Here is a 14660-nt window from a genome sequence, read left to right as displayed (position 1 = left end):
TCCCAGGCCGTACCAGCCTGCTCGCCAAGGTCTCTGGAACATGGTCGATTTCGAAGATATGCGCCTGTTCGTGCGCGCCGTGACCGAAGGCAGCCTGTCAGCGGCCGGGCGCGAACTGGGTCTGTCGCCCGCTGCCGCCAGCAAGCGGCTGACCCGGCTGGAGACCGCGCTGGGCGTGCGGCTGCTCCAGCGCAGCTCGCGCCGCCTCGTGCTCACCGAGGAAGGCACGCTCTACTTTGAGCGCTGCCAGGCCATCATCGCCGACGTGGACGACGCCAACTCGGCCGTCGGGCTTCGCCAGCTGGAGGTGCGCGGGCAGCTGCACATCTCCGCCTCGGTGGATATGGGGCGCCAGTATGTGGGCCCGATGGCGGCCGGTTTCGCCGAGCAGCACCCGCAGCTGCATCTGCGCATCACCAATTCCGACGCCATGCTCGATCTGTTCGAGTACGGCGTGGACGTCGCCGTGCGAGGCGGCACCATGGTCGACTCGCGCCTGGTGTCGCGCCTGCTCACCAACAACTTCCGCGTGCTGTGCGCTTCGCCGGACTATCTGGAACGGCATGGCTATCCGCACCATGCCGACGAACTGCAGCAGCACCGTTGCCTGATGCTGCACCGTCCGGGCCATGGCGTGCTGCCGTGGATGGTGCAGACGCCGGACGGCTCCCGTCCGTTGCGCGTGGAAGCGGCGATGACCTGCGACAACGGCGACCTCATGCGCAGCCTGGCCATTGCCGGCCACGGCATCGCGTTCAAGTCCGCCTGGGATATCGCCGACGACGTGCGCGCCGGCCGCCTGGTGCCGCTGAAGAACGAGGTGTTCCTGGCCGACGCCCACATCTACGCCATCTATCCCAGTCGTGCCTACCTGCCGGCGCGCATTCGCCTGTTCGTCGATCACCTGCAGCAGGCACTGCAGGCACGCGAACGCGATGTGCTCGATACTGTGCGCGATGCCATGCGTTGATGCGGGGAACCCATGCTCGATAAGGATCGCCTCACTCATCTCGCCGGTGGCGCGGCATGTTGACCACCATCGTCGGCACCCTGTTGCTGGTTCTGCACATCGCCGGCGTGCTCGCCGCCATGCACGCGGTGATCAATACGCGCACGCCGCAAGGCGCGTTTGCGTGGGCGCTGGGCCTGGTCTTGCTGCCCTACGCCACGCTCATTCCGTATCTGTATCTGGGACGCAGCCATTTTCACGGCTACGTGGACCTGCACCGCGCACGACGCGACCAGATGCAGGCACTGGCGGACGCCCAGCTGGCCAATGGCTCCGCCGCGCCCGAGGTCAACGATCGCTATGGCGAGATCGCGCGCATGCTCGGCGCGCGCTTCCACGCCGGGCAACGGCTGCGACTGCTGATCAACGGCGACGCCACCTTCGAGGCGATTTTCGCGGCCATCAATGAGGCCAGGCGCTGCGTGCTCGTGCAGTTTTTCATCATCCACGACGACATGCTCGGCAAGCGCATGCAGCAGGCGCTGATCGATCGCGTGCGCGCCGGTGTGGATGTGTGTGTGCTCTACGACGGCATCGGCAGCCACGCGCTGCCGAACGAGTATGTGGAAACGCTGCAGGAGGCGGGCGTGATCATCCATTCATTCGCCACCCAGCGGCGCAGCAACCGCTTCCAGCTCAATTTCCGCAATCATCGCAAGATCGTGGTCGTGGATGGCATGCGCGGTTACGTCGGCGGCCTCAACGTAGGCGACGAATACCTCGGCCTCAGCCCCCCGCTGGCGCCATGGCGCGATACGCACCTGGAAATCGAAGGCCCTGCCGTCGCCGATCTGCAACGCAGCTTCGCCGAAGACTGGCATTGGGTCACCGGTGAGCTGCCGCCGCTGCTCAAACCGCAGCAACAGGTCGGCAACGCGCACACGCTCATCGTGGCCACCGGGCCGGCCGATCGACAGGAGACCTGCTCGCTGTTCTTCGTCTCGCTGATCCACGCCGCGCGTCACCGGCTATGGATCACCACGCCTTATTTCGTGCCCGACCAGGCCGTGATGTCGGCGTTGCGGCTGGCGGTGTTCCGCGGCGTGGACGTGCGCGTGCTTATTCCGTGCCGCCCTGATCACCGCACGGTATTCCTTGCCACCAGCCTGTATGCCCACGATGCGGTGCTCGCCGGCATCCGCGTGTTTCGCTATCAGCCGGGCTTCGTGCACGAGAAAGTATTGCTGGTGGACGACGACACCGCCTCGGTGGGCAGCATGAATCTGGACAACCGTTCGTTCCGTCTCAACTTCGAGATCGGCGCCCTGAACGTGGATCCCGAATTCGCTGGCGAGGTGGAAGCCATGCTGTGCGATGACTTCGCCCACGCGCACGAGGTCACGGCTGCGGAATATGAAAAGGCGCCGTATCTGCGGCGACTGGCGATGCACGTGGCGCGCTTGTTTGATCCGGTGCTTTAAGCCGTGCCGAGGCCTTGCTGTCGCGATCAGCCAGTCGCCTTGTTGCCATGGAGCAAATAGAGACTGCCGGTAAGCACCGCTCCCGCCAACGACAACATCGCAGCCACCACGAACATCGGACCATAGCGTCCACCCGACGCGATCCACCCGCCCAGCGGACCGGTCACGCCCAGCGCCACATCGATAAACACCGAATAGGACGCCAGCGCCGCGCCGCGATTGCTTCCGCTCACGCGCTCCACCGCCACCACCCCGAGCGCGGGGAAGATCAGCGAAAAACCGATGCCGCTCAGCGCGGCTCCCAGCATGGCCATGGCAGGGTGATTGGCCATGGCCAGCACGATCAGGCCCGCGCATTCCACCAGCAACGAAACGAGCGCGGTGCGATAGCCGCCGAAGTGCGCGATGGTCCAGCCAAGCACCAGGCGCACACCAACGAAACACACGCCGAACACGCTCAAGGTGGGAGCGGCACCGGACCAACCCTCTCGCGCGTAGTACAGCGTGATGAAGGTGGCGATCACCCCGAAGCCCACCGAAGCCAGCGCCAGGCCCATGCCGTAGGGCGCCACGCGGCCGAACACGTGATGCATCGGCAGGCGCTCCCCGGCCTCGACGTGCACGGCGGGGCGACGCCACGCCAGCAACAGGCCCAGCACCATCAACAACACTGCCGCGATGCCGATGCTGGCAAAACCCGCCGCAGCGTTCAGCACCACGCCCAGCGGCGCACCGACCGCCAGCGCGCCATAGGTGGCAATGCCGTTCCAGGAAATGACCTTGGCGGTGTGTTCCGCACCGACCCGCCCGATGCCCCACATGATGCAACCGGTGGCCACGCAACTTTCGCCCATGCCCAGGGCCAGTCGCGCCACCAGCATCACGCCCACTGAGGCGACCGGCCATGCACGCAGCAGGGCCGCGGCGATCATCAGCAGGCCGCTGATCGCGCACGCCACCAGGCCGATCAGCGCGGCACGCTTGGGGCCGGCGGTGTCGGAGGTGCGGCCCGCAAAACCGCGACTCAGCAAGGTGGCCACGTATTGCGTGCTGATCACCAGGCCGGCCAGCACGGCGCCAAAGCCAAGCTCGCTGTGCACGAATGGCGGCAGCACCGCCAGCTGCATGCCGATCACCAGATAGGCCAGAAAGGTGAAAAGAACGATCTGGACGATTCGTCGGGTCAACGGCAAGCCGCTGGCGCCCGCTTCAACGTGAGTATTCATGGGTACTGCTTTGGGGGAGGAGACAGCGGCTGCATCGGCGCGAGGGGGAATGCCGATGCAACGCTTTACACGGACGAGCGACGACGTACGAACAACAGCCAGCCGATGAATACACCCACGGCGACACCGACAAATTCGAAGAACACGCGTGCACCGAGATTGTCCGGGTCGTGCACTTCGGCCAGGCGTATTTTCAGCAGCTGCAGCGACTGCACGCGGCCGTAGTTGAAATAGATCAGGTTCCACATATCGCTGCCACCGGCCAGGATCACGCCGATCACGCTCGCCCAGCCTACCTCGAGCCCGAGACTCCAGCCCTGGGTACGGCCGAACATATGCAGGATCACGTAGGCGAGCAGGCCGATGACCAGGGCAATCCCGCCGGCCTCCAGCGCGCCTACGATTCCGTAGCCCATCCACGACTGGTCAAAAAACATGCCTCTGGTCCCTATCGGTTGCCGTGGGCTCATTATGCCTGCGACGACGTCCCCGCCGGGCCATACCATCGTCTGGGGTGGGGTGATTTTCAGCCTGAACGCTCCATATGGATGACAAATCCCCCGTCGAACGCGTCACACCACGCCCCCCTCCAGCCCACTAGACTTTCCGGCGCAACCTTTTGCGAGACTCGACGCGACCATGAGCCCATCCCTATGAGCCCAGCTATCAGCCGCCGCGCCGCCCTGATCCTGGTCGACGTGCAACCGGACTTCATGCCCGGCGGCGCGCTCGCCTGCCACGAGGGGGACGCCATTGTTCCGGGCATCGACCAGCTGCTGAAGCGGGATGTCTTCGAGCATGTGGTGGCCACCCAGGACTGGCACCCCAAGGGCCACGTCTCGTTCGCCACCTCACACCCCGGACGCGCGCCGTTCGACCGCATTCCGCTGTATGGACATGCGCAGACGCTGTGGCCGCCGCACTGCGTGCAGGAAACGCCGGGCGCGGCGCTGCATCCGTCGATCGACTGGTCCCCGGTGGATACGGTGATCCGCAAGGGTGACGATCCCCGCGTGGATTCGTATAGCGGCTTTCGCGAAAACCACGGGCCGCACGGCAAGCGTCCATCCACCGCGTTGCACAGCTGGCTGCGCGAACAAGGGGTGGACGAGGTCTATGTCTGCGGGCTGGCGCGCGACGTCTGCGTGCTGTGGACCGCGCAAGATGCGGTGGAACTGGGTTATCGCACGCACGTGCTGTGGGATCTCACCCGGCCGGTGTCGCCCGAGACCGATATCCCCACACGCCTGCGCTTCGAGAACCTCGGCGTGGACGTGATCGACTCGACCGCGCTGGCCTGAGCGCGTCAGCCTTCGTTCTCGGAAGCCACGCTGACCTGCGGATCGCCGTCCTCATCAACGCTTACGCTGATATTGATCGGACGGCAGCAGACCTGGCAGTCCTCGATGTAATGCTGGCTGTCGACGGAGCCATCGACGAGGATCTCGATGGCTTCGCCGCAGTAGGGGCAGTGGATGAAGACTTGATCGAGCATGGCGCCCTCCTCGACTCCCCTGTCCTGACTATCGCTCAGCGCTTGGCCAGCGACAGCGACGAACCCCACTTGTTCACTTCCACCAGCGCGGTTTCGCCGGGGGCCAGGTTGGTGTCGACGTGCGCATTGTCGCCCGCCTTGTGGCACGCGCCGGAGTTGCGCAGCGATACGGTGTGGGCGCCGCTGGGCAGATAGAACGTGGCCTGCTCGCCGGTCTCCAGCTGCGCGGCAAATTTGTCGTCGACCAGCACCTGGCTGGAACAACCGCCGCCGAAGTAACCGTTGCTGCGCACGATCTGCAGCGTGGCATTGCCGTCGCCCGGCGTCTGGTAGAGGAACTGCCGATTGGACACCACGTCCTTGATGACCTTGTCATGGTCGTTGGTCACGCCGCAGCCGGTCAGGGCCACCAGGCCCAAGGCCACCCACACTGCACTTGCTGCGTTCTGCATGATCTTCATCAGCGGACTCCATCTTGGATAGTTAGCATCGCCAATGGGCGATCAATCGGTTGTGAATCGTACGCTCAGGTCACCGGTGGTTCCCATGCCGAAGGGCACAGAATGAGGAACCAGCCCTCGCGTGCCGTGCGCCGGGCCAGCTGCAGCAACGCTTTGTCCTTGCTCAGCAGGCACTCGGCACCTGATGCCAGCGCCAGCTCGAGGAACTTCTGGTCGTCCGGATCAGCGCAGCGCGGCAGCTTCACCTCGGGGCGTGGTGTCATGGCTGCCGCCGGCAGCAGCGACACCGCAAGGTCGAACGCCGCCATGGCCTGCCGGCGGGCCTCCTCGCCGAGGCCAAACTGCGGATAACCCAGCACTGCCTGCCATTCCTCGCGGCAAGGCTCATCCACCACCGCGACCACGAGACCCTGTGCCAACGCGGCGCTGAGGCGCTCGCAGGCAGGATCGCGGAACACGAAAAGATCGAGCGCGACATTGGTGTCGAGGACGAGACGGGGCACGGATTTGGACATGGCGCGCATGGTGGCACAGCCACCCGGTTAAAATGAGCGTCCTACCTGGTGGAATACCGACATGTCCGAACGCCTCTTCGACCACTATGCGGTCCACACCACGGCGGTTGCCGAGGGCTCGCGCTACACCGCCTGCATCGTTGTCACGCCGYGCGAACGCAGCGGTTTCCCGGTGTATTTCGCCATCTGCGAGAACCGCAGCTTCCGCGAACAGGCGCTGGCGGAAGCCGCCGCCGACAAGGCCCTCGCCGCCATCGAGTCGCTGGAAGAGGACGGCACGCCCGTGTTCCCGGAAGGCTATACCGGCTTTGACGACGAACCGCCCGCGGCATGACGGCGCTGAAGTACCTCGGCGGCTATCCGCCGGCGCTGCTGGACAAGGTGCGCCAGCTGATCGACCGCGATGAGCTCGGCACGTATCTGCAACAGCGCCACCCGGGCCGCCACGAGGTGCAGAGCGACAAGGCGCTGTATGCCTATACCAATGCCCTGCGCCAGGAGCACCTGCGCAATGCGCCCGGCATCGACCGCGTGTGGTACGACAGCAAGCTCGATGTCATCAGCAAGGCGCTGGGCATGCACACGGCGATATCGCACGTGCACGGCGGCCGCATGAAGGCGCGCAAGGAAATCCGCATCGCCTCGCTGTTCCGCGATACGCCGCCGGAGTTCCTCAAAATGATCGTGGTGCACGAACTGGCGCACCTGAAGGAAACCGAGCACAACAAGGCGTTTTACCAGCTGTGCGAATACATGCAGCCGGACTATCACCAGCAGGAGCTGGACCTGCGCCTGTTCCTGACCTGGCGCGATGCGCTTGAAGCGCGCACGCCGCGATAGAATCGCCACGCCCCTCACCGCCAGGTATGGCTCCATGTTCGTTTGGTTTCGCCAATGGCTCAATCGTCCACGCACGATCCAGATCGGCGGACGGCCGTTCGTCAGCGAAGGTCTGACCCAGCGCATCTGGGACGATATCTACCATTTCGCCCTCAATATCCGCTGGCCCACGTTTTTCGCGCTGGCAGCGGCGGGATTCCTGGCCCTCAACACCGTGTTCGCCGCGCTCTACCAGCTGGGCGACCACGCCATCGCCAACCAGTTTCCGCGCAATTTCGCCGGTGCCTTCTTTTTCAGCGTGGAAACGCTGGCGACGGTGGGCTACGGCGACATGCATCCGCAAACGATGTACGCGCACATCGTGGCGACGGTGGAGATCTTCGCCGGCATGTTGAGCATCGCCTTGGTCACCGGCATCGTGTTTTCGCGCTTCTCGCGACCGCGCGCCAAGATGCTGTTTGCCAATCACCCGGTGATCCGCCAGGTGCATGGGCAGAGCACGCTGATGATACGCGCGGCAAACGCGCGCCAGAACGTGATCGCCGAAGCCTCCGCGAAACTGCATTTGCTGCTGCGCGAAACCTCACCCGAGGGCTTTCGCCTGCGCCGGATTCATGACCTCAAGCTCCTGCGCGACCGGCACCCGGTGTTCACGCTGAGCTGGAGCCTGATGCATGTGATCGACGAAGACAGCCCCTTGTACGGCATGAGCCAGGAGGAACTGGCGACGACCGAAGCCACCCTGATGCTGTGCATAGAGGGCATCGACGAAACCACCGCGCAATCGATGCTTGCCCGGCACCAGTGGAGCCATCGCGAGTGGCGCTGGAATCATCGCTATATCGACCTGGTGCACGACGACGATCAAGGCGTCAGCCATATCGACTACGGGGTGTTCCACCAGGTGCTGCCGGTGGAAGACAACGAGAACACCGATCGTTTTTGAGTGGCGCTTAAAGCGTCAGCAGCACCTTGCCGATGGCGGCGCGGCTTTCCAGAAATTCATGCGCGCGGGCACCATCGCGTAGCGGGATGCGCGCCGCAATCTGCGGTTTCACGCTGCCCTGCCTGATCTGCTGGAACAGCGCCGCGGCGCGCCGGCGTCGCTCGGCCGGGCCGGTCAACACGTTCCACAGGTCGCCGCCCGTCAGGGTGAGCGAGCGGTCCATCAACAGCCGCGGATCGACCGGGTCGGGATCGCCCGCCGCCATGCCATAGAACACCACGGTGCCGCCGATGCGGGCGACGGCCATGCTGTCGGCAAGGGTGCGACCCACCGAATCGTAGACCACGTTGGCGCCATGCCCGCCGGTGAGCGAACGGGTGGCATCCACCCAATCGTCGTAGCCCACGGCCACATCGGCGCCTGCGCCTATCACCGCATCGCGCTTGGCCTCGCTGGAGGCGATGCCCAGCACCACCGCGCCGAGCGCCTTGAGCATCTGCACCAGCAGCAGCCCGACGCCGCCGGCGGCGGCATGCACCACGGCGACGTCGCCGGGCCGCACCACAAAGCTGTCGGTAACCAGGTATTGGGCGGTCAACCCCTGCAGCAGTACGGCAGCCGCCGTATCGGCGTCGATATCCGCCGGCAGGGGGATCAGGCGATCACGGTCCACCGCCACCAGCTCGGCGTTGGCGTGGGGCATATCGGCAAAGCCTACCCGCGTGCCTGCCGGGAACTGGGTATCGCCCGGCATGGGGGTTTCGACCACGCCCGCACCCTCGTATCCCAGCACCCATGGCGCTGAGCCGCTGAGGTGGTAATTGCCGTTGCGGCGGTAAACGTCGGCGAAATTGAGGCCAACGCTATGCATGCGGACCAGCACCTGATCTGGTCCCGGGGTGGGGTCCGGGCGCTCGGTCCAGCGCAGTACCTCGGCGGGGCCGAAGCGGTCGAAGGTCAGTGCGTACATGGGCGGGGTCCTGATGCGTAGGGGGCCGAGGATGGCAAGTTTGCCCGCTGGCCTGCCTTCCCAACAGACAAGAGTGAAAAAACAGTCGCTTTTTCCTTACGGGAAGCTGTATTTTTAGTCAACGCAACGAGAAATCACGCGTTATTCACCGTCATTGGCCGGCAGGTCACGGCCATTGTTCAGGGAGACAGCGCCATGCGGCGAACCTTTGTCGTGGGTTGCCCACGTTCCGGGACCACCATTGTCCAGGCTTTGCTGGCGCGCCACCCTGCGATCTATACGCTGCCGGAAACGGCGTTCTTCGAACAACTGCACGGCGATCTGGCCTGGCGATGGGGCGATGCCCGCGTGCAGCCGCGCCGCCGCCGCTGGCGCCAGTCGCTGGGCCTGACCCGCCGGCACATCCGCGAGACCTTTGTCGCCTTGCACGTGCAGCTGGCGGGCGCCCGCCCAGCCATGCCCTCCGCCTACCACTGGCGCACGCTTTCCGGGCAGTTTCTAGCACTCCTGGACCGCTCGGCGGTGATGGCCGGGCGATCGATGTGGCTGGAGAAGACACCCAATCACCTGCTCTACATCCCCGAGATCGAAACCCTGGCGCCGGACGCGCGCTTTGTCCACGTGGTACGCCGCGGCATGGACGTACTGGCCTCGCTGGCCGACGTCTATCTGCGCTTCGAGAACGACGACGCCTTCGGCGGCGGCACCGTGCACTGGGCGCGCCGCTGGAACCGGGCCATGGACATCCACAGCCAGCACATCGGCCGGGCCAACCACCACTTCGTCTTCCTCGAGGATCTGGTGCGCCAGCCCGATATCGAATGGGCGCGCCTGTGCGCCTTCCTCGACCTGGCGCCGGACGCTCCACTGGACAACGCCTGCCAGCAGTCCATCGCCAACCTCACTGACGAACCGTGGAAGATCTCGGCCATCGAAGGCCAGCTGCACGAGGCCGATCCCAAGGTGGACGGCCTGTTTGGCCCCCGGATGCAGCGCTGGCTACAAGGCCGCCTGGCCTCCTACGAGGACCTGCGCGCGCAGTGCCAGGCGGTACGCGCCCGTCCCGCCGCCCGCGTGCGCCTGCCGTACGACACACAGGCAGCCGGCGTCGGCTGAGTCCGGCCCTTCCGCTGCCGTCATTCCCCCGGTACGGCGACTTCGCTGGCGCGGTTGAAATCCCCGATGGTCTCGACCAGGTCGGTGACGGCCATGCGTTCGACCTCGGTGAGGTCGGGATTCCAACTGTCGAGGATCACCACCACGCGCGTGCTGTCGCTGCGATTCCACGCCTCGTGCTCAAAGGTGTCGTCAAAGGTGACGCACCGGCCTTCCTTCCACGCATGCAGCTCGCCGCCCACGTTGATCGCGCAATCGCGCGGCACGATCAGGGGCAGATGCGTGACCAGTCGCGTATTGGTCACGCCACGGTGCGGCAGGATGTGCGTGCCCGGCCGCAGCACGGAGAACAGCGTTTCCGGCGCGTGGTCGCGGATGCGCACCAGCGGCGCGCGCTCCAGCACTGCCGAGGTGCGCGGGCAGCGCAGGTGATGCTCGTCGAAGCGGTCGCCGTGGCGATAGAAGAAGAAGGCATCCCAAGCGGCGGGCTGTTCGCCCGAGGAGCGCAGATGTCCCTTGAGCCCTTCTTCCGTCTGTTCGCCGAGAAAGGGTTCGAATGGACGATTTTCCGCGAGCACAGACTGCAGTTCTTCGCGGATCACCTCGGTGGCATCCTGCAGGTCGGCCTGCCACGGGAAGCGTTCGGCACCGTAGTAGGCCTGGCTCGGTACGCCGGGGAAATACAGGAATTTCGGCTTTTGCCGGGGATCGGGAAGCTCCGCCCGACGCTCGCCCAGATAGATGGCAAGGCAGTCTTCCACACGGGACAGGGCGTCGCGGCCATAGCGCGCGCGCATCGGTTCCAGCACCGCATCAAAGGTACGGCGACGGCCGGCGTCGATGAAACGCATGGCGTGCTGCACGGCCTGGCGCAGCCCTGGCGCCGTGGTGGCGTCGCTCATCCAGCGCCCCTGTGCCTGGGCCGCATTGACCGCGCCGAAATAGGCGAGCAGCGCACGCTGCATCTCGCCCAGCTGTTCCAGGGCGATGCCCAGGCGCAGGCGCGCCACGAACATGTTGGGCGCGATGTCCACGCAGCGGCGCAGGCTTGCCGCGGCGCCGCTCAGGTCGCCGGCGACAGTCTGTGCCACGCCAAGTTGGTGCAGCAGATCCGGATGTTCCGGATGCGCCTTCGCCGCGGCCGCCAGCATGGCCAGCGCGCGGCTGGTGTCTCCCCGCGCCAGATGGCGGCTGGCAACGAACTGCAGCGCTTCGGCGTCGTCGGGCGCCTGCTCCAGCAGGCGCGCGAAATACTGCTCGGCCAATGCCGGATCACCCTGCCGCAATCCGTTGAGCGCCATCTCGCGCAGCGCCGGCACTGCCACTCCCACTCCGCTATTCATCGTTGCTCCCACCGCCTGCGAACTCACTATGCCATTGCGCGCCGCGGTCCCCACCCCGGTGCATATGGGCATAATAGACGCGTTTCGACGGGCCGCACGCGCTTTTTTCGTGAGCAGGAAACTGTGTCGCGGTAGTCCTTCCCTTCGATCGGGCCACTGATGAATTCGCGACTGCAAGGGCTGGGACCATCAGCCACCCAACAAGTGATGATCGCCGCCCAGGCGCTGGACGCCGGGCGCGCCGACGAGGCCGACCGCCAGCTCGAACGCGTGCTCACCGCCTACCCCGACCATCCGGAAGTGCTGCGCATGAAGGCGGGCATCCTGAGCTTGCGCGGCCATCACAACGATGCTGTGCGCCTGATGCAGCGCGCGCTGGTGCATCGTCCACAGGATGCGCTCTACCACAACACGCTGGGCTCCCTGCTCGGCACGGCGGGCGACTATGAAGGCGCCATCCGCGCCCTGCGGCGCACCTGCGAGCTGGAGCCGAAACTGGCGATGGCCTGGTACAACCTCGGCGTGATGCTGACCAAGTCGGTACGCAACGAAGAAGCCGCTGAAGCGCTGCAGCGGGCCGTGACCCTGGCACCCGATCACGTGGCCGCCCGCGCGCTGCTGGCGGACCTGCTGCGCACGCGCGGCGACGTCGAGGCGGCGGCGACGGAATATCGCCGCCTGCTCTCGGTACGACCCACCTTCGGACTGGCCTGGTGGGGCCTGGCCGACCTGCGCACGCAGCGTTTCGATGCAAGCGATATCGCGCAGATGCAGGCTGCGCTGCAGCGCGCCGACGCGACCGAAAACGACCGCATCGCCATCGGTTTCGCCCTGGCCAAGGCCTTCGATGACGAGGGGCAATATGCCCAGTCGCTGGAGGCGCTTGCGCGCGCCAATGCCACCGCGCGCCGCTACCAGGCCTGGAATGCACCGCATTTTTCCAAGGCCATCGGCACGATTTCGGACGCCTTCGAGCCTGCGCCCATCGGCAGCAACGAGCCGTTGGGAAGCAACGTGATCTTCATCGTCAGCCTTCCCCGTTCCGGTTCCACCCTGGTCGAGCAGATCCTCGCTTCGCATTCCCTGGTCGAAGGCGCGGGCGAATTGCCGGATCTCCCGCAGGTGCTGGCCGAGGAAACCCAGCGGCTGGGCGGCAAGCCCATTCCGCAATGGGCGCGCGAAGCGACACCAGAGGACTGGCGGCGCCTGGGGCAACGCTATCTTGACCGCACCGCGCGCTGGCGCAGCGAACGCCCCGTCTTCACCGACAAGCTGCCCAACAACTGGATCTATATCGGCGCCATTCGCGCCATGCTGCCGGGCGCGCACATCGTGGTGGTGCGTCGTGATCCGCTGGAGACCTGCTTCTCGTGCTATCGCCAGCCGCTGGATGGCAGCAATGGCTACAGCCGCAGCTTCGATGATCTGGCCGCCTTCTGGCACGACTTCGATCGCAGCGTATCGCGTAGCGCCGCCCTCCATTGCGGCCACGTTCGCCAGCACAGCTACGAGGCGATGGTCGCCGACCCCGAAACGCAGATCCGCGAACTGCTGGCGTTCTGTGGGCTGCCCTTCGAAGAAGCCTGCGTGAACTTCCACCAGAACCAGCGCGTGGTCCGTTCGCCCAGCGCAACCCAGGTACGCCAGCCGATGCGCACGGACACCGCGCGTTCGCAACGCTATGGCGCGCTGCTCAACCCGTTGCGGGCGGCGCTTGGATTGCCGGCCCACGACGTATGACCATCGCCAACACGCCCCTGGGGAGCGTGAGGGCCCTGCTCGACACGCTCGCGTCGCAGCCGCAGGATGATTGGCTGGCGCAGGGGCGCGCACTTGCGTTGCGCTCGGACACAGCCGCCGCGCTTGCGGTTTTCGATGCCGCCGCCGCGCGTTTTCCCGAGTCGGCCGATATCCTCCTCGGGCTGGCTGGGCTGCTGTGGCAGAACGGTCACAGCGAACGGGCGGAACAGTTGCTGTACGAGTGGCTGCGATCCCATCCCGGCGATACCGGCGCCGCCTTCCTGCTGGCTTCGCTGCTGCGCGAACAGGGCCGGCTGCTTGCGCTTGGCGAAGTGCTGCGTTCGGCATTCGCGCAGGGCGGCCACGAAGTGGACACGGTCATCCGTGCGGTCGAAATGCTCGACGACTATGGACGGCCAGACGAAGCGTTCACCATCTGCGAGAACGCCATTCGTGCGGGTGCCGATGATCCACGCCTGCACGCCTACGCCGGCATGCTCGGCATTCAGCTGGGGCAGTTTGAACGCACCCGTGCGCACTACGTCCGCGCGCTGGAACAAACGCCCGACGCCATCGACTGGAACATCCCGCTTGGCCTGGCCGGACTGCAGCGCTACAGCGATCGTGGTCATCACGATTTCGCCTTTTTCCACAGCGTGCTGCAGCGACCCGGCCTGAGCGAGCCTACGCGCCGCGCCGTACTGTTTGCGCTGGGCAAGGCGCACGACGACCTGGGTGATTTCGCCTCGGCCGCCACCTATTTTCGGCAGGCCAACGCCCTCGCCCACGCGAGCAGCCAATGGTCGCGCAAACTCTGGAAGCGCAGCATCGAAGCGCGCCTGGCGGCACCGGCCAATCGCTTGACACTGCAGCCGGCAGACGACTGGACACCGGTGTTCATCGTGGGCGTGCCGCGCTCGGGAACGACCTTGCTGGCGCAGCGCCTGGGCCGCTATCCGTCGGTGAAGGTTCGCGGCGAACTCGGTTGGCTGTCCTTCTGGCAACAGCGACTCGCTGCCGTCTCGCCCTCGCGCCAGCAACTGGAGGAGGCCGCCGCGCAATACGCACGACAGCTCCGCCAGGACGATGAGCCCGCGCATTGGTATATCGACAAGCAGCCGCTCAACCTGCTGCGCGTGGATCTGGCCATGGCGCTTTGGCCGAATGCGCGGATCATCCATTGCGAACGCGATCCGCGCGACACCGCCCTGTCATTGTGGTCGCAGTCGTTCCATGACCCGGCCCATGATTACGCCTATGACATGAGCGACATCGCCACCGTGATCCGCGACTGTCGACGCCTGGCAGCGCATTGGCGCGAACGCTATCCCGCCGCCTTCCTCAGCGTGTCCTACGAGCAAGTCGTCGAGGCGCCGGAGAACACGCTGGCCGCCATTGCGCAGTGGCTGGGCATTCCCCAGTCCGCTGCGCCCCAAGACATGCAGACCGAACAGACCAACGCCATTGCGACGGCGAGCGCCTGGCAAGCCCGCCAGGCGGTGTATACGCATTCGGTCGGGCGCTGGCAGCACTACCTGCCCCTGATGCCCGAGCTGGCGGCAATCAACACGCGCTGAT

Annotated in this window: 16 protein-coding genes; 9 read left to right on the top strand and 7 right to left on the bottom strand. The window is 65.7% G+C overall.

The window, feature by feature from the left end:
• Positions 1-40 precede the first annotated feature (40 nt).
• The gene (locus AC1DE1_RS07090; protein ID WP_441604732.1) at positions 41-970 is read left to right on the top strand and encodes a LysR family transcriptional regulator; all 930 of its coding nucleotides are present in this window, start codon (positions 41-43) and stop codon (positions 968-970) included.
• A 56-nt stretch (positions 971-1026) separates the two neighbouring features.
• Positions 1027-2430 (top strand): cardiolipin synthase, encoded by a 1404-nt coding sequence (gene cls, locus AC1DE1_RS07085; protein ID WP_477176895.1) that lies wholly within the window; start codon positions 1027-1029, stop codon positions 2428-2430.
• 26 nt (positions 2431-2456) lie between these two features.
• On the opposite strand, the gene AC1DE1_RS07080 is transcribed toward cls, so the two are convergent.
• Both AC1DE1_RS07080 and AC1DE1_RS07075 read right to left on the bottom strand, forming a co-directional pair.
• Complete coding sequence (locus AC1DE1_RS07080) at positions 2457-3656, bottom strand: MFS transporter (RefSeq protein WP_477176894.1); 1200 nt, start codon at positions 3654-3656, stop codon at positions 2457-2459.
• 65 nt (positions 3657-3721) lie between these two features.
• Positions 3722-4093: a hypothetical protein gene (locus AC1DE1_RS07075; RefSeq protein WP_441604735.1), complete on the bottom strand. Its 372-nt coding sequence runs from the start codon at positions 4091-4093 to the stop codon at positions 3722-3724.
• A 216-nt stretch (positions 4094-4309) separates the two neighbouring features.
• On the opposite strand from AC1DE1_RS07075, the gene pncA reads away from it, so the two are divergent.
• Positions 4310-4957, top strand: a complete 648-nt coding sequence (gene pncA / locus AC1DE1_RS07070) for a bifunctional nicotinamidase/pyrazinamidase (RefSeq protein WP_477176893.1) — start codon at positions 4310-4312, stop codon at positions 4955-4957.
• A 5-nt stretch (positions 4958-4962) separates the two neighbouring features.
• On the opposite strand, the gene AC1DE1_RS07065 is transcribed toward pncA, so the two are convergent.
• The 3 genes from AC1DE1_RS07065 to AC1DE1_RS07055 form a co-directional block, all read right to left on the bottom strand.
• A complete protein-coding gene (locus AC1DE1_RS07065) occupies positions 4963-5151 on the bottom strand; it encodes a CPXCG motif-containing cysteine-rich protein (RefSeq protein WP_046971302.1) in 189 nt (62 codons plus the stop codon).
• Positions 5152-5186: 35 nt separating this feature from the next.
• Entirely contained in the window at positions 5187-5612 is a 426-nt protein-coding gene (locus tag AC1DE1_RS07060) for a hypothetical protein (RefSeq protein ID WP_441604738.1), read from the bottom strand.
• A gap of 65 nt (positions 5613-5677) precedes the next feature.
• Complete coding sequence (locus AC1DE1_RS07055) at positions 5678-6136, bottom strand: putative toxin-antitoxin system toxin component, PIN family (RefSeq protein WP_477176892.1); 459 nt, start codon at positions 6134-6136, stop codon at positions 5678-5680.
• Between the two features lie 52 nt (positions 6137-6188).
• Here AC1DE1_RS07055 and AC1DE1_RS07050 point away from each other — a divergent pair, with 52 nt between their 5' ends.
• The 3 genes from AC1DE1_RS07050 to AC1DE1_RS07040 are packed head-to-tail and all read left to right on the top strand — an operon-like array spanning position 6189 to position 7913.
• Positions 6189-6461 (top strand): hypothetical protein, encoded by a 273-nt coding sequence (locus AC1DE1_RS07050; RefSeq protein ID WP_477179036.1) that lies wholly within the window; start codon positions 6189-6191, stop codon positions 6459-6461.
• Positions 6458-6967 carry a M48 metallopeptidase family protein gene (locus tag AC1DE1_RS07045; protein ID WP_441604741.1) on the top strand — a complete coding sequence of 170 codons (510 nt, stop codon included), beginning with the start codon at positions 6458-6460 and terminating at the stop codon, positions 6965-6967. Before AC1DE1_RS07050 ends, AC1DE1_RS07045 begins: the two co-directional genes overlap by 4 nt.
• Before the next feature lie 34 nt (positions 6968-7001).
• Positions 7002-7913, top strand: coding sequence for an ion channel (locus AC1DE1_RS07040; protein WP_441604742.1), 912 nt, complete (start codon positions 7002-7004; stop codon positions 7911-7913).
• A gap of 7 nt (positions 7914-7920) precedes the next feature.
• On the opposite strand, the gene AC1DE1_RS07035 is transcribed toward AC1DE1_RS07040, so the two are convergent.
• Positions 7921-8883 (bottom strand): quinone oxidoreductase family protein, encoded by a 963-nt coding sequence (locus AC1DE1_RS07035; protein ID WP_441604743.1) that lies wholly within the window; start codon positions 8881-8883, stop codon positions 7921-7923.
• 195 nt (positions 8884-9078) lie between these two features.
• On the opposite strand from AC1DE1_RS07035, the gene AC1DE1_RS07030 reads away from it, so the two are divergent.
• Positions 9079-9999: a sulfotransferase family protein gene (locus tag AC1DE1_RS07030; protein ID WP_477179035.1), complete on the top strand. Its 921-nt coding sequence runs from the start codon at positions 9079-9081 to the stop codon at positions 9997-9999.
• Positions 10000-10019: 20 nt separating this feature from the next.
• On the opposite strand, the gene AC1DE1_RS07025 is transcribed toward AC1DE1_RS07030, so the two are convergent.
• Positions 10020-11342, bottom strand: coding sequence for an aspartyl/asparaginyl beta-hydroxylase domain-containing protein (locus AC1DE1_RS07025; protein ID WP_477179034.1), 1323 nt, complete (start codon positions 11340-11342; stop codon positions 10020-10022).
• A 159-nt stretch (positions 11343-11501) separates the two neighbouring features.
• Here AC1DE1_RS07025 and AC1DE1_RS07020 point away from each other — a divergent pair, with 159 nt between their 5' ends.
• Positions 11502-13082, top strand: a complete 1581-nt coding sequence (locus tag AC1DE1_RS07020; protein WP_477176889.1) for a tetratricopeptide repeat-containing sulfotransferase family protein — start codon at positions 11502-11504, stop codon at positions 13080-13082.
• On the top strand, positions 13079-14659 hold the full coding sequence (locus AC1DE1_RS07015) for a tetratricopeptide repeat-containing sulfotransferase family protein (protein ID WP_477176888.1): 1581 nt from the start codon (positions 13079-13081) through the stop codon (positions 14657-14659). Before AC1DE1_RS07020 ends, AC1DE1_RS07015 begins: the two co-directional genes overlap by 4 nt.
• Position 14660 lies beyond the last annotated feature (1 nt).

This window comes from Dyella sp. 05T440, from assembly GCF_056395965.1.
This window is presented reverse-complemented; position numbering and strand designations above follow the sequence as displayed.

Coding starts and splice junctions, on each gene's coding strand:
- AC1DE1_RS07020 (WP_477176889.1), top strand. CDS start 11,502: ATGAATTCGCGACTGCAAGGGCTGGGACCATCAGCCACCCAACAAGTG.
- AC1DE1_RS07045 (WP_441604741.1), top strand. CDS start 6,458: ATGACGGCGCTGAAGTACCTCGGCGGCTATCCGCCGGCGCTGCTGGAC.
- AC1DE1_RS07080 (WP_477176894.1), bottom strand. CDS start 3,656: ATGAATACTCACGTTGAAGCGGGCGCCAGCGGCTTGCCGTTGACCCGA.
- AC1DE1_RS07015 (WP_477176888.1), top strand. CDS start 13,079: ATGACCATCGCCAACACGCCCCTGGGGAGCGTGAGGGCCCTGCTCGAC.
- AC1DE1_RS07055 (WP_477176892.1), bottom strand. CDS start 6,136: ATGCGCGCCATGTCCAAATCCGTGCCCCGTCTCGTCCTCGACACCAAT.
- AC1DE1_RS07040 (WP_441604742.1), top strand. CDS start 7,002: ATGTTCGTTTGGTTTCGCCAATGGCTCAATCGTCCACGCACGATCCAG.
- cls (WP_477176895.1), top strand. CDS start 1,027: ATGTTGACCACCATCGTCGGCACCCTGTTGCTGGTTCTGCACATCGCC.
- AC1DE1_RS07035 (WP_441604743.1), bottom strand. CDS start 8,883: ATGTACGCACTGACCTTCGACCGCTTCGGCCCCGCCGAGGTACTGCGC.
- AC1DE1_RS07090 (WP_441604732.1), top strand. CDS start 41: ATGGTCGATTTCGAAGATATGCGCCTGTTCGTGCGCGCCGTGACCGAA.
- AC1DE1_RS07075 (WP_441604735.1), bottom strand. CDS start 4,093: ATGTTTTTTGACCAGTCGTGGATGGGCTACGGAATCGTAGGCGCGCTG.
- AC1DE1_RS07060 (WP_441604738.1), bottom strand. CDS start 5,612: ATGAAGATCATGCAGAACGCAGCAAGTGCAGTGTGGGTGGCCTTGGGC.
- AC1DE1_RS07025 (WP_477179034.1), bottom strand. CDS start 11,342: ATGAATAGCGGAGTGGGAGTGGCAGTGCCGGCGCTGCGCGAGATGGCG.
- AC1DE1_RS07030 (WP_477179035.1), top strand. CDS start 9,079: ATGCGGCGAACCTTTGTCGTGGGTTGCCCACGTTCCGGGACCACCATT.
- pncA (WP_477176893.1), top strand. CDS start 4,310: ATGAGCCCAGCTATCAGCCGCCGCGCCGCCCTGATCCTGGTCGACGTG.
- AC1DE1_RS07065 (WP_046971302.1), bottom strand. CDS start 5,151: ATGCTCGATCAAGTCTTCATCCACTGCCCCTACTGCGGCGAAGCCATC.